Origin of the sequence: Burkholderia sp. RF7-non_BP4 (genome assembly GCF_001521935.1) — a bacterium.
In the GTDB taxonomy this organism is placed as follows: Bacteria; Pseudomonadota; Gammaproteobacteria; order Burkholderiales; family Burkholderiaceae; genus Burkholderia; species Burkholderia diffusa.
Window position 1 is genome coordinate 153044 of sequence record NZ_LOTA01000089.1, and the last position, 12822, is coordinate 165865.

Below are 12822 nucleotides of genomic sequence, written 5' to 3' on the forward strand. Positions count from 1 at the left end.
GGCGGCGGGTTACTTCCCGTCGGCGGTATCCCACATTCCGCGTTCGGTATTGCCGGCATCGGGCGCGGAGAGCCCGAAGTGGCGGTATGTGAGCAGTGTCGCGACGCGCCCGCGCGGCGTGCGCTGCAGGAAACCCTGCTGGATCAGGTATGGTTCGAGCACGTCCTCGATCGTGTCGCGCTCCTCGCCGATCGCCGCCGCGAGGTTGTCGATACCGACCGGGCCGCCGTCGAACTTGTGCAGGATCGCCTCGAGCAGCTTGCGGTCCATCAGGTCGAAGCCGACCGGATCGACGTCGAGCATCGCGAGCGCGGCATCGGCCACGGCCGCGGTGATCTGGCCGTCGGCCTTCACTTCCGCATAGTCGCGCACGCGGCGCAGCAACCGGTTCGCGATCCGCGGCGTGCCGCGCGAGCGCTTCGCGATTTCCAGCGCGCCGTTCGGATCGATCGGTGCGTTCAGCAGCGACGCCGAGCGCCGCACGATGCGCGACAGCTGGTCGGCATCGTAGAACTCGAGGCGCGCGACGATCCCGAAGCGATCGCGCAGCGGGTTGGTCAGCATCCCCGCACGCGTGGTCGCGCCGACCAGCGTGAACGGCTGCAGGTCGAGCTTCACGCTGCGCGCGGCCGGCCCTTCGCCGATCATGATGTCGATCTGGTAATCCTCGAGCGCCGGATACAGGATTTCCTCGACGACCGGCGACAGCCGGTGGATTTCGTCGATGAACAGCACGTCGTTCGCTTCGAGGTTGGTCAGAAGCGCGGCGAGATCGCCCGCGCGCTCGAGCACGGGGCCCGAGGTCTGGCGCAGATTCACGCCCATTTCGCGCGCGATGATGTGCGCGAGAGTGGTCTTGCCGAGGCCTGGCGGCCCGAACAGCAGCACGTGGTCGAGCGGCTCGGAGCGGCGCTTCGCGGCCTCGATGAAGATCTCGAGCTGGCCGCGCACCTTTTCCTGGCCGACGTAGTCGTCGAGCTGGCGCGGCCGCAGCGCGCGTTCGAACACCTCCTCGTGCGACGAGGTGGGCGTGGCGGCGATGATCCGCTCGGCGGCGAGTTTGTCGGTTTCAATCATGCGGCCATTGTACCGCGCGCGGTCACGCGGTCGAACTGGCCGAACGGCCGACTGGTGCGCGCCGCACGGCGGCGCGACACTGGCTCCGAAAGCCGGTTCGGGCGGGTGTTACGCCTTCGACAATGCCTTGAGCGCGAGCTTGATGCCCTCGGACACGCCGGTGCCGGCCGGCACGTTCTTGATCGCGGCGAGGCCTTCCTTTTCCGAGTAGCCGAGCGCGAGCAGTGCGTTGAGGATGTCGGTCGCGTGATCGGACTGGGATGCGGCGCCGGCGAGCGCACCGAGGTCCGCGCCGAGCTTGCCCTTCAGCTCGAGCAGCAGGCGCTCGGCGGTCTTCTTGCCGATGCCGGGCAGGCGCGTGAGACGTGCGGCGTCCTGCATCGTCACCGCCTGCGCGAGCTCCTGCACGCTCATGCCGGAGAGCACGGCCAGCGCCATGCGCGCGCCGATACCGGTGATCTTCAGCAGTTCGCGGAAGGTCGTGCGCTCCTGTGGTGTCAGGAAGCCGTACAGCAGGTGCGCGTCCTCGCGCACGATCTGCTGCGTGAGCAGCACGACGCGCTCGCCGGTCTGCGGCAGGTTGTAGAAGGTGCTCATCGGCACGTCGATCTCGTAGCCGACGCCGTTGCAGTCGACGAGCAGGTGGGGCGGGTTCTTTTCGAGCAGGATGCCGGCGATGCGACCGATCATGGATGGCGGGAAGCGAGGAGGAAAGCGCGAGTGTAGCGCAGGTGCGGCGCGATGCCGATGGGTTGGCCTTCAGGTCGGGGTGATGCGACACGCGTGCGTGATGCAGGGCGATGAGGCGATCGGGCGGGCAGGGCGGTCGCAGGCGCAATGCACGACCCGCCGTAGACATGCGTGCCGTTTGCGTCAGCCGACGAGCCGTCCGCGCCGCACCCGCAGCCCCTTTTTCGCGAGCGCCGGCGCGAGGCCGCTGATCGTGCCGAGCGTATTACCGCTGTGCGCATGGCAGATCGCCATCCCGAGCGCATCGGCCGCGTCGCTGCCGGGCTGGCCCGTGAGATTGAGCAGCCGCGTCACCATCTCCTGCATCTGCGACTTGGTCGCGCGGCCGTAACCGACGACGGCCTGCTTCAGTTGCAGTGCGGTGTATTCGGCCACCGGCAAGCCGCCGGCGACGAGCCCGCAGATCGCGGCGCCGCGCGCCTGACCGAGCAGCAGTGTCGACTGCGGGTTCACGTTGACGAACACCTGCTCGATCGCGGCCTGGTCGGGCGCGTGTTCGCGCACGAGCGTCGATACGCCCTGGAAGATCGTGCCGAGTCGGGTGGCCAGGTCGGCCGTTGGCGTGCGGATCACGCCGCTCGCGACATAGGCGAGCCGATGGCCGCTGACGTCGATGATGCCGAAGCCGGTGACGCGCAGGCCGGGGTCGATGCCGAGAATTCGCATGAGTGAGGAGAAAAACCTGATGCAGCGATACTACAACGAATGGTGTGCGGTGCTGGTCGCATGGTCGTATGCGCCGGCGCTGCGCAATAAAAAACCCGGCGGGTGCGATGCCGCCGGGTTTGCATGCACCGGCCGCGCGGGCCGCGTGCGATCAGTGACGGAAGTGACGCACGCCCGTCAGGACCATCGCGATGCCGTGTTCGTCGGCCGCCGCGATCACTTCGTCGTCGCGCATCGAGCCGCCCGGCTGGATCACGCAGGTCGCGCCAGCCGACACGACGACGTCGAGACCGTCGCGGAACGGGAAGAACGCATCCGACGCAACGGCCGAGCCGGCCAGCGTAAGACCCGCGTTCTGTGCCTTGATGCTCGCAATGCGCGCGGAATCGACGCGGCTCATCTGGCCGGCGCCGACGCCGAGCGTCATGCCGTTGCCGCAGAACACGATCGCGTTCGACTTCACGTACTTCGCGACGCGCCATGCGAACAGCAGGTCGTCCATTTCCTTCGCGGTCGGTTGACGCTTCGTGACGACGCGCAGTTCGCTCGGCTGCACGTTCTTCGAATCGAGCGACTGCACGAGCAGGCCGCCGCCCACGCGCTTCAGGTCGAACGCGTTATGACCGTCGCCCAGCGCGATTTCGAGCAGGCGCACGTTCTGCTTCGCGGCGAACACCTGCTTCGCGGCGTCCGAGAACGACGGCGCGATCAGCACTTCGACGAACTGCTTCGCCACCGCCTGCGCGGCCGTCTCGTCGACTTCGCGGTTGAACGCGATGATGCCGCCGAACGCCGACGTCGGGTCGGTCTGGAATGCCTTCGCGTACGCATCGGCCGAGTCGTTGCCGACCGCGACGCCGCACGGGTTCGCATGCTTGATGATCACGCAGGCCGGCGCGTCGAACGTCTTCACGCATTCCCACGCCGCGTCCGAATCTGCGATGTTGTTGTACGACAGTTCCTTGCCCTGCAGCTGGCGGTAGTTCGCCAGCGCGCCGGCCGGTGCCGCGAGGTCGCGGTAGAACGCTGCGCTCTGGTGCGGGTTCTCGCCGTAGCGCAGGTCCTGCACCTTGTCGAACGCCATGTTCAGCGTGGCCGGGTACGCGCTGCGCGATGCGTGCTGCAGCTCGTCGGTCAGGCTCGTCAGGTAGTTCGTGATCGCGCCGTCGTATTGCGCCGTGTGCGCGAACACCTTGGTCGCGAGGCGGAAGTTGGTCGCGTAGCCGATCGCGTTGCCGTTCGCCTTCATTTCGTCGAGCACGACCGCATAGTCGGCCGGATCGACGACGACCGTCACGTCGCGGTGGTTCTTCGCGGCCGAGCGCAGCATCGTCGGGCCGCCGATGTCGATGTTCTCGATCGCGTCGGCGAGCGTGCAGTCGTCCTTCGCGATCGTCGCGACGAACGGATACAGGTTCACGACCAGCAGGTCGATCGTCGGGATGCCGTGCTGTTCCAGCGCCTGCATGTGCTCGGGAAGGTCGCGGCGGGCGAGGATGCCGCCGTGCACCTTCGGGTGGAGCGTCTTCACGCGCCCATCGAGCATTTCCGGAAAGCCCGTGTAGTCGGCCACTTCGGTAACGGGCAGGCCCGCGTCGGCGAGGAGTTTCGCGGTGCCGCCGGTCGACAGCAGCTTGACGCCGAGGTCGGACAGCGACTTCGCGAAGTCGACGATGCCGGTCTTGTCGGAAACGGAAATGAGCGCTTGCTTGATCATGATGGAACCACCAATAGCCAGGGAAACGGGGACGGGACGGCTGCCTACAGCAGGCCGTGCTGCTGCAGCTTCTTGCGCAGCGTATTGCGATTGATGCCGAGGTACTCGGCGGCGAGCGACTGGTTGCCGCCGGCCTGTACGAGCACGACCTCGAGCATCGGCTTTTCGACGCAGGACATCACCATTTCATAGACGTCGTGCGGATTGGAGCCGTCTAGATCCCGGAAATACACGTCCAGGCTCTCGCGGACACATTGTTCGATGTTGTGCTTGCTCATGCTGCTAACTGGTTATGGTCGTCCGACTCGCCCTGGCCGTTTTCCTCTTCGTCATCGACGTAGACGAGGTGGTCCGACAGCGCCTTTTGCGCGTCGAAGAATGCATTGACGGCGGCGAGCTGCTCGCGGGTGGAATCGAGCGTGTTCATCCTGTGCCGGAACCCGTTGGCACCGGAAAGGCCGCGAGTGTACCAGCCGATGTGCTTGCGCGCAGTACGGACGCCGGTGAATTCACCATAGAACGCGTAGTGGTCTTCCAGGTGTTCGTTCATCACGTGCTGGATCTCGTCGATCCGCGGCGGGGGCAGCAGCTCGCCGGTTTGCAGGAAATGATCGATTTCACGGAACAGCCATGGCCGGCCTTGCGCGGCACGACCGATCATCAGTGCGTCGGCGCCGGTTGCGTCGAGCACGGCCTTCGCTTTCGCCGGCGACGTGATGTCGCCGTTCGCGACGACCGGGATGCGCACGGCCGCCTTCACGGCCGCGATGGTGTCGTATTCCGCGTCGCCGCGGTAGAGGTCGGCGCGCGTGCGGCCGTGCACGGTCAGCATCGAGATGCCGGCCGCCTCGGCGAGGCGCGCGACCGTGATCGCGTTCTTGTGCTCGCGATCCCAGCCGGTGCGGATCTTCAACGTGACGGGGACCGCATCCGGCCCCGTGCCGACCGCCGCGACGACGGCCTCGACGATCCGCTGCACGAGCGGCTCGTTCTGCAGCAGCGCGGAGCCGGCCGCGACGTTGCAGACCTTCTTCGCCGGGCAGCCCATGTTGATGTCGATGATCTGCGCGCCGTTGTCGACGTTGTATCGGGCGGCTTCGGCCATCATCGCCGGATCGGCGCCGGCGATCTGCACCGCGATCGGCTCGACTTCGCCTTCGTGGTTCGCTCGCCGCATCGTCTTCGCGCTCTTCCACAGCTGCGCATTGGACGCGACCATCTCGGACACGGCGTATCCGGCCCCCAGCCGCTTGCACAGCTGGCGGAACGGGCGATCCGTCACCCCGGCCATCGGGGCGACGAACAGGTTGTTACGCAATACGTGAGGGCCGATAACGGGCATCGCAATGGCACCGCCCGCGAGCGCCGGGCGTCGCGGGCAAAAAAGGGCGGAGGGAAAACGCGCATTTTACCGTATTCCCATGCCCCGCCGATTTGACCCGGTTTGCACGGCGCCGATGAGACGCAACGCGCGCCGCGCCGCGCGTCAGTTGCGCTGGCCGAACATCATCTGGCGCGCGATCGCCTTCTTCAGCGGCGGTACGAATTCGAGCGCGGTGAGCGCCGCGCCGCGCAACAGCGGAAGGGGACCGGTGTCGACCGTGAACAACCGCGCGAGCGTGTCGGTCGCGCCGATCGTGAAGCGCCGGTCGAGTGCACGCCGCGCGTTGAAGGTTGCGAGCGCGGTCGGTTCGAAGCCTTGGGTGGACAGCGCGTCGACGAGCGTATGCGCATCGCGCAGCCCGAGATTGAGCCCCTGGCCGGCGACCGGATGCAGCGTTTGCGCGGCGTTGCCGACGATCGCAATGCGCCCGTTGACGAGCGTTTGTGCCGCGTTCAGTCCGAGCGGGAACGAGGCGCGCCCCGCGATCGCGACGAACTGCCCCATCCGCTCGCCAAAGGCAGCGCCGAGTTCGCGCAGGAACGCGTCGTCGGGAAGGGCGGCGCGGCGGGCCGCTTCGTCGGGCGTGCAGCACCATACGAGCGAATACTCGGCCTGGCGCGGACCGCCAAGCGGCAGCAGCGCGAGCGGGCCTTCGTGCGTGAAGCGTTCCCATGCGACGTTCGGGCGCGGCGCCGAGACCGTGACCGTGCCGACGATCGCGGTCTGACCGTAGTCGCGGCGATGCTTGCCGGTGTCGGCCTGCTGTTCGTGGAACAGCCCGCCTTCGGCGTTGATGACGATGCGCGCGCGCAGCGTGCGCTCGCCTTGCGGACCGTCGAGCGTCAGCGTGACGCCGTCGGCGTCCTGTTGCGGCGTGCGCGCGGTGGTCGACGTGAGCCAGTCGACGCGCGTGCCGCGCACGGCCTGCGCGAGCGCCTGCACGATCGAACCGTAGCGCACGACGTAGCCGAGCGCGGCGAGGTCGTGCTCGTCGCGGTCGATCAGCGTGCGGCCGAAATGGCCGCGCTGCGACACGTGGATGTGTTCGATCGGCGTCGCGTCGCCCGGCCATCCGAGCGTGTCGAGCAGCACGCGGCTGCCGTGCGATACGGCGATCGCGCGCGGGTCGTTCGCGCTCGCGGCCGGCTCGCGCGCGTCGATCAGCGCGATCGACGCGTGCTGCGTCGCGCTGCGGCGGGCGAGCCAGCCGGCGAGCGCGAGCCCGACGGGGCCGGCGCCGACGATGGCGAGATCGTAGTCCGGCGTGGCCGGGGAGGAAGCGGTCGTCATCAGTGTTCGTGAAACGGGGTAACGGTCAACAGCGGTTAACGGCGGTCAACAGCGAGTCGACGGTGGCTCGACAGCGGGGCGAGGGCAACCTGCGGCACGCTCACGCGCCGTGCGCCGCGCCCGCGCGCATCAGCGCCTCGATCTCGGCGGCCGCCACCGGCACGTCGCGCGTGATCAGCTCGCAACCGTGCTCGCGCACGATCGCGTCGTCCTCGATGCGGATGCCGATGTTCCAGTATTCGGACGGCACGTCGTCGGCGGCCCGCACGTACAGGCCCGGCTCGACGGTAAGCGTCATGCCGGGTTTCAGCGTGCGCCACGGCAACGCGCCGTCGGCGTCGCGCGCGGCGAGCCGTTCGCGATAGTCGCCGCAATCGTGCACGTCCATGCCGATCCAGTGGCCGGTGCGGTGCATGTAGAAGCGTGCGTATGCGCGCTCGGCGATCACGTCGTCGACGTTCGAGAAGCGCGTCTTCGGGATGATGCCCGTATCGAGCAGCCCTTGCGCCAGCACGCGCACGGCCGCGTCGTGCGGCGCCTCGAACGACACGCCCGCGCGCGTCGCGTCGATTGCGGCCTGCTGCGCGGCGAGCACGATGTCGTACAGCGTGCGCTGCGCGGGCGAGAAGCGCCCGTTGGCCGGGAACGTGCGCGTGATGTCCGACGCGTAGCCGTCGAGTTCGCACGCGGCATCGATCAGGATCAGGTCGCCGTCGCGCGCGGCCGCGTTGCCGGCGGGGTAGTGCAGCACGCACGCGTTCGCGCCGGCCGCGACGATCGAGCCATACGCGGGCGCCTGCGCGCCATGCTTGCGGAACGTGTACAGCAGCTCGGCCTCGAGTTCGTATTCGCGGATCCCCGGGCGGCACACCTGCATCGCACGACGGTGCGCGAGCGCGGAGATGTGCGCGGCGCGCATCATGATCGCGAGTTCGTGTTCGTCCTTCACGAGCCGCATGTCGTCGACGAGTGGCGTGAGGTCGAGCAGCGCGTCCGGCGCGGCGACACCCGTGCGCGCCTGCGCGCGCACCGCATCGATCCAGCCGGCGAGCTGGCGGTCGAACTCGGCCGAGGCGCCGAACCGATAGTGCACGGTGCCCGCATCGGCGAGCAGGCGCGGCATTTCGGTGTCGATCACGTCGACTGCGTAGGCCGCGTCGAAGCCGAACGCATCGCGCGCGGCCTCGGGCCCGTAATGGAAACCTTCCCAGATCTCGCGATCGGCATTCTTCGCGCGGCAGAACAGGATCGATTCCGGCGTGCCTTGCGACCCGGCGGCGTTCAGCACGAGCACGGCATCCGGCTCGGTGAAGCCCGTCAGGTAGTGGAAGTAGCTGTCATGCCGGTACGGGAAGGCCGTATCGCGGTTGCGCAGCATTTCCGGCGCGGTGGGAACGATGGCGACGCCGCCGCCCGCGGCGCGCAGTGCGGCAAGCACGCGTTCGCGGCGCTGGCGGTAGACGTCGACGGCGATGGCGGTATCGAGGGGCGCATTCATCGTGCGATTGTAGCGCCGCCGGACGCGCTGTGTGAGAGGCGCGGCTGCAAGCCGCGCCGGGCGGGGCTCGGCGACGGCTGTTGCAAACCATCCACAGGCCGGACGGGCAGATTTTCTGCCCGGCCACGCCGGCCGGTTATGATCGGCGACAACGTATACTCTCGGCGGTTCCCTTAAAAAGGCAGATGATGAAATTAATCGGTTCGCTCAGCAGCCCGTACGTCCGAAAGGCGCGGATCGTGCTTGCTGAAAAGAAGATCGACTACAAGCTGGAGCTCGAGAACGTGTGGGCGCCGGATACGAACATTCATGCATCGAATCCGCTCGGCAAGGTCCCGTGTCTCGTGATGGAGGATGGTGCCGCGGTGTTCGATTCCCGCGTGATCTGCGAATACGTCGATACGCTGTCGCCGGTCGGCAAGCTGATTCCGCCGTCGGGGCGCGAACGTGTCGAAGTGCGGTGCTGGGAAGCGCTGGGTGACGGCGTGCTCGACGCGGCCGTGGCGATTCGTCTCGAACACACGCTGCGCGACGAAGCGCAGCGCAGCGCGAGCTGGATCGCGCGTCAGCAGCGCAAGATCGACGACGCGCTCGTCGCGATGTCGCAGGGCATCGGCGGCAAGACGTGGTGCGTCGGCAATCATTACACGCTCGCCGACATCGCACTCGGCTGCGCGCTCGGCTACCTCGACTTCCGGATGCCCGAACTCGACTGGCGCGATCGCCATCCGAACCTCGACAAGCATTTCGTGAAGCTGTCGCAGCGGCAGACGTTCGTCGACACGCTGCCGCAGGGCTGACCGACCGCCGGCGGCGGATCGCGCAGACAAAAGAAAAGCGCCCCGCGGGGCGCTTTTCTCATGGCGAGCCGCCCGGCGGCTGGCGATCGCGTCACTCGATCGACGCGTAAACGGTTTCGCCGAGCACGAACGAATCGCTGCGCGCGATCGGCCACCACTTGTCGTACAGCGTATAGCCGCAGGTCTGGCCGTCGAGCAGCGCGCCGGGCTTCAGGTACTTCAGCAGCTGCGACATCAGCCGCACCTCGTGCGGCGCGACCCGCTGCACGATGTGATGCGCGCGCAGCTCGGACGGATGGCCGAGGCCGGCCGCCTGCACGAGTTCCTGCAGTGCATGCAGCGTATTGCGGTGGAAGTTGTACACGCGCTCGGCCTTGTCGGGCACGACGATGGCGCGCTGGCGCACCGGGTCCTGCGTGGCGACGCCGGTCGGGCAGCGGTCGGTGTGGCAGTGCTGCGCCTGGATGCAGCCGACCGCGAACATGAAGCCGCGCGCCGAATTCACCCAGTCCGCGCCGATCGCGAGCGTGCGCGCGATGTCGAACGCGGTGATGATCTTGCCGCTCGCGCCGATCTTCACGCGGTCGCGCACGCCGATGCCGACGAGCGTGTTGTGCACCAGCAGCAGCCCTTCCTGCAGCGGCACGCCGACGTGGTCGGTGAATTCGAGCGGCGCCGCGCCGGTGCCGCCTTCCGCGCCGTCGACGACGATGAAGTCCGGCACGATGCCCGTCTCGACCATCGCCTTCGCGATCCCGAAGAATTCCCACGGATGGCCGATGCACAGCTTGAAGCCGGTCGGCTTGCCGCCGGACAGCGTGCGCAGCCGCTCGACGAATTCGAGCAGCCCGCGCGGCGTCGAGAATTCCGAGTGCGTCGCGGGCGAGATGCAGTCCTTGCCCATCGGCACGCCGCGTGTTTCGGCGATCTCGGGCGTGATCTTCGCGGCCGGCAGCACGCCGCCGTGGCCCGGCTTCGCGCCTTGCGACAGCTTGATCTCGATCATCTTGACCTGCGGATCGGCGGCCTGCTTCGCGAACTTGTCCGGATTGAACGTGCCGTCGTCGTTGCGGCAGCCGAAGTAGCCGGATGCGATTTCCCAGATGATGTCGCCGCCGTTCTCGCGGTGGTACTTCGACAGCGAGCCTTCGCCGGTGTCGTGCGCGAATCCGCCTTTCTTCGCGCCGAGGTTCAGCGAGCGGATCGCGTTCGCGGACAGCGAGCCGAAGCTCATCGCCGAGATGTTGAAGATCGAGATGTCGTACGGCTGCGCGCGACTCGCGCCGACCCGGATGCGGAAGTCATGGTTCGGCAGCTTCGTCGGCGCGAGCGAGTGGCTGATCCATTCGTGCGCGACGGCCTTCACGTTCAGCTCGGTACCGTACGGGCGATTGTCGGCGACGTTCTTCGCGCGCTGGTAGACGAGGCTGCGCTGCGCGCGCGAGAACGGCTTCTCGTCGGTGTCGTCCTCGACGAAATACTGGCGGATCTCGGGGCGGATGAACTCGAACAGGAAGCGGAAATGGCCCCAGAGCGGGTAATTGCGCAGGATCGCGTGGCGGTCCTGGTTCAGGTCGTACAGGCCGAGGGCGACGAGGGCGACGGGGAGGATGATCCACAGCCAGGAAAGCACGTGGATCGACGCGAGTGCGGCCGCGGCAACGAGCAGCAGGACGGCACACCACATCGCGAGGTAGCGTCGTGAAAGCATGGGGGCTCCGTAAGCATCTTGAAATGCCGCCATGCGTACGCTGCGCGGCGGCGCACCGGCCGCGGCGGAATCGTGTTCCGCCGGGCGCGGCGTGCCGCAAGTCTAAACCGAATGGATGTCAGCGTGCTTCCGCGAGCGCGCCCGCGTGCGTTGCCGCCGGCGCCGTCTGGCCGGGCTGGCCGGTGGCCGCGAACTCGATGATGCCGCCGCCGAGGCAGATCTCGCCGTCGTACAGCACGGCCGACTGGCCCGGCGTGACCGCCCATTGCGCGTCGTCGAACGCGAGCGAGAAGCGCTCGCCGTCGGCCTGATCGAGCGCGGCCCGGCCGAACGCGGCCCGGCCGAACGTGCAGGCCGCATCGGCCTGCCGGTAGCGCGTCTTCGCCCCGCACGAGAAGCCGTCGGCCGGCGGCTCGCCCGCGACCCAGCTCACGTTGCCGGCGACGAGCTCGCGCGACAGCAGCCACGGGTGGTCGTGGCCCTGCACGACGTACAGCGTGTTCGACGCGATGTCCTTCGCCGCGACGAACCACGGTTCGCCGCTGCCGTCCTTGCTGCCGCCGAGGCCGATGCCCTTGCGCTGGCCGAACGTGTAGAACGCGAGGCCGATGTGCTCGCCGACCACCTTGCCGTCGGGCGTCTTCATCGGGCCGGGTTTCGTCGGAAGATAGCGGTTCAGGAAGTCGCGGAACGGCCGTTCGCCGATGAAGCAGATGCCTGTCGAGTCCTTCTTCTTCGCGTTCGGCAGGCCGATCTGCGCGGCGATCTCGCGCACCTTCGTCTTCGGGATCTCGCCGAGCGGAAACATCGTCTTCGACAGCTGCGCCTGGTTCAGCCGGTGCAGGAAGTACGATTGGTCCTTCGTATGATCGAATGCCTTCAGCAGTTCGAAGCGACCGTCGCGCTCGCGCACGCGCGCGTAGTGGCCGGTTGCGATCATTTCCGCATCGAGCGACATCGCGTGGTCGAGGAACGCCTTGAACTTGATCTCGGCGTTGCACAGCACGTCCGGGTTCGGCGTGCGGCCGGCCGAATATTCGCGCAGGAATTCGGCGAACACGCGGTCCTTGTATTCGGCCGCGAAGTTCACGGCTTCCACGTCGATGCCGATCAGGTCGGCCACCGACACCACGTCGATCCAGTCCTGGCGCGTCGAGCAGTATTCGCCGTCGTCGTCGTCTTCCCAATTCTTCATGAACAGGCCGACCACGTCGTACCCCTGTTCCTTCAGCAGCCACGCGGTCACCGACGAATCGACGCCGCCCGACATGCCCACTACTACACGGCGCTTGCTCATTTGTTTACCGCCTGACGGTCGAATGCTTCCGGGCGCGGCGCGACCGAATGCGTGTGCACGAAATCGAGCGGAATGCGCCGCCCGGCGAGATAGTCGTCGACGCAGCGCATCACCGCCGGCGAGCGGTGGCGCTCGCTGCACGCGCGCAATTCGTCGGCGCTCATCCACAGCGTGCGGACGATGCCGTCGTCGAGCATGTGGCCCGGCAGCGGCTCGCCGGCCGTGCCGCAGAACGTGAAGCGCAGGTAGGTCGCACCGGCGCTATCGGGGCGGTCGTAGTGCGCGAGATAGACGCCGACGAGCGCGTCGGGCACGAACGGATGCGCGGTTTCCTCGAGCGTCTCGCGGATCACGGCGTCGGCGAGCGTCTCGCCGGCTTCGAGATGGCCGGCCGGCTGGTTGATGCGCAGGCCCGTCGAGGTTTCTTCCTCGATCACGAGAAAGCGACCGGCACGCTCGACGAGCGCCGCGACGGTCACATGCGGGGTCCAGATTTCGGGTTTCATGGTTCGGCATTTTACCGGTTGCGCCCCGACGCTGCCGGCATCAGGTTAGACGAATCCGACCCCGGTCGTTCTTGTGGCGGCAACGGGTCTGCCCGATCGCCGCGACGCGTTCCGGCAGCGCCGCCT

At 67.6% G+C, this 12822-nt stretch carries 12 protein-coding genes; 1 reads left to right on the forward strand and 11 read right to left on the reverse strand.

What is annotated here, in order from left to right:
• Positions 1-9: 9 nt before the first annotated feature.
• The 8 genes from ruvB to WS49_RS28025 form a co-directional block, all read right to left on the reverse strand.
• Positions 10-1077, reverse strand: coding sequence for a Holliday junction branch migration DNA helicase RuvB (ruvB, locus tag WS49_RS27990; RefSeq protein ID WP_059535337.1), 1068 nt, complete (start codon positions 1075-1077; stop codon positions 10-12).
• A gap of 108 nt (positions 1078-1185) precedes the next feature.
• A complete protein-coding gene (gene ruvA / locus WS49_RS27995; RefSeq protein ID WP_059451998.1) occupies positions 1186-1767 on the reverse strand; it encodes a Holliday junction branch migration protein RuvA in 582 nt (193 codons plus the stop codon).
• Positions 1768-1950: 183 nt separating this feature from the next.
• Positions 1951-2493, reverse strand: a complete 543-nt coding sequence (gene ruvC, locus WS49_RS28000; protein WP_059465409.1) for a crossover junction endodeoxyribonuclease RuvC — start codon at positions 2491-2493, stop codon at positions 1951-1953.
• A gap of 151 nt (positions 2494-2644) precedes the next feature.
• Positions 2645-4210 carry a bifunctional phosphoribosylaminoimidazolecarboxamide formyltransferase/IMP cyclohydrolase gene (gene purH / locus WS49_RS28005; protein WP_059535339.1) on the reverse strand — a complete coding sequence of 522 codons (1566 nt, stop codon included), beginning with the start codon at positions 4208-4210 and terminating at the stop codon, positions 2645-2647.
• A 44-nt stretch (positions 4211-4254) separates the two neighbouring features.
• Positions 4255-4488 carry a Fis family transcriptional regulator gene (locus WS49_RS28010; RefSeq protein WP_006476892.1) on the reverse strand — a complete coding sequence of 78 codons (234 nt, stop codon included), beginning with the start codon at positions 4486-4488 and terminating at the stop codon, positions 4255-4257.
• Entirely contained in the window at positions 4485-5552 is a 1068-nt protein-coding gene (gene dusB / locus WS49_RS28015) for a tRNA dihydrouridine synthase DusB (protein ID WP_059535341.1), read from the reverse strand. The genes WS49_RS28010 and dusB overlap by 4 nt, the downstream gene beginning before the upstream one ends.
• Before the next feature lie 144 nt (positions 5553-5696).
• Entirely contained in the window at positions 5697-6884 is a 1188-nt protein-coding gene (locus WS49_RS28020) for a UbiH/UbiF/VisC/COQ6 family ubiquinone biosynthesis hydroxylase (protein ID WP_059535343.1), read from the reverse strand.
• 100 nt (positions 6885-6984) lie between these two features.
• Complete coding sequence (locus tag WS49_RS28025; protein ID WP_059535345.1) at positions 6985-8382, reverse strand: aminopeptidase P N-terminal domain-containing protein; 1398 nt, start codon at positions 8380-8382, stop codon at positions 6985-6987.
• 188 nt (positions 8383-8570) lie between these two features.
• Between WS49_RS28025 and WS49_RS28030 the strand changes: the two genes are divergently transcribed.
• Entirely contained in the window at positions 8571-9182 is a 612-nt protein-coding gene (locus tag WS49_RS28030) for a glutathione S-transferase family protein (RefSeq protein WP_059535515.1), read from the forward strand.
• 91 nt (positions 9183-9273) lie between these two features.
• On the opposite strand, the gene WS49_RS28035 is transcribed toward WS49_RS28030, so the two are convergent.
• The 3 genes from WS49_RS28035 to WS49_RS28045 form a co-directional block, all read right to left on the reverse strand.
• The gene (locus WS49_RS28035) at positions 9274-10893 is read right to left on the reverse strand and encodes an FMN-binding glutamate synthase family protein (RefSeq protein WP_059535347.1); all 1620 of its coding nucleotides are present in this window, start codon (positions 10891-10893) and stop codon (positions 9274-9276) included.
• Positions 10894-11011: 118 nt separating this feature from the next.
• Positions 11012-12190 (reverse strand): tRNA 2-thiouridine(34) synthase MnmA, encoded by a 1179-nt coding sequence (gene mnmA, locus WS49_RS28040; protein WP_059535349.1) that lies wholly within the window; start codon positions 12188-12190, stop codon positions 11012-11014.
• Positions 12187-12696, reverse strand: a complete 510-nt coding sequence (locus WS49_RS28045; protein ID WP_059535350.1) for an NUDIX hydrolase — start codon at positions 12694-12696, stop codon at positions 12187-12189. Before WS49_RS28045 ends, mnmA begins: the two co-directional genes overlap by 4 nt.
• Between the last annotated feature and the right edge of the window lie 126 nt (positions 12697-12822).

Coding starts and splice junctions, on each gene's coding strand:
- ruvB (WP_059535337.1), bottom strand. CDS start 1,077: ATGATTGAAACCGACAAACTCGCCGCCGAGCGGATCATCGCCGCCACG.
- ruvA (WP_059451998.1), bottom strand. CDS start 1,767: ATGATCGGTCGCATCGCCGGCATCCTGCTCGAAAAGAACCCGCCCCAC.
- ruvC (WP_059465409.1), bottom strand. CDS start 2,493: ATGCGAATTCTCGGCATCGACCCCGGCCTGCGCGTCACCGGCTTCGGC.
- purH (WP_059535339.1), bottom strand. CDS start 4,210: ATGATCAAGCAAGCGCTCATTTCCGTTTCCGACAAGACCGGCATCGTC.
- WS49_RS28010 (WP_006476892.1), bottom strand. CDS start 4,488: ATGAGCAAGCACAACATCGAACAATGTGTCCGCGAGAGCCTGGACGTG.
- dusB (WP_059535341.1), bottom strand. CDS start 5,552: ATGCCCGTTATCGGCCCTCACGTATTGCGTAACAACCTGTTCGTCGCC.
- WS49_RS28020 (WP_059535343.1), bottom strand. CDS start 6,884: ATGACGACCGCTTCCTCCCCGGCCACGCCGGACTACGATCTCGCCATC.
- WS49_RS28025 (WP_059535345.1), bottom strand. CDS start 8,382: ATGAATGCGCCCCTCGATACCGCCATCGCCGTCGACGTCTACCGCCAG.
- WS49_RS28030 (WP_059535515.1), top strand. CDS start 8,571: ATGAAATTAATCGGTTCGCTCAGCAGCCCGTACGTCCGAAAGGCGCGG.
- WS49_RS28035 (WP_059535347.1), bottom strand. CDS start 10,893: ATGCTTTCACGACGCTACCTCGCGATGTGGTGTGCCGTCCTGCTGCTC.
- mnmA (WP_059535349.1), bottom strand. CDS start 12,190: ATGAGCAAGCGCCGTGTAGTAGTGGGCATGTCGGGCGGCGTCGATTCG.
- WS49_RS28045 (WP_059535350.1), bottom strand. CDS start 12,696: ATGAAACCCGAAATCTGGACCCCGCATGTGACCGTCGCGGCGCTCGTC.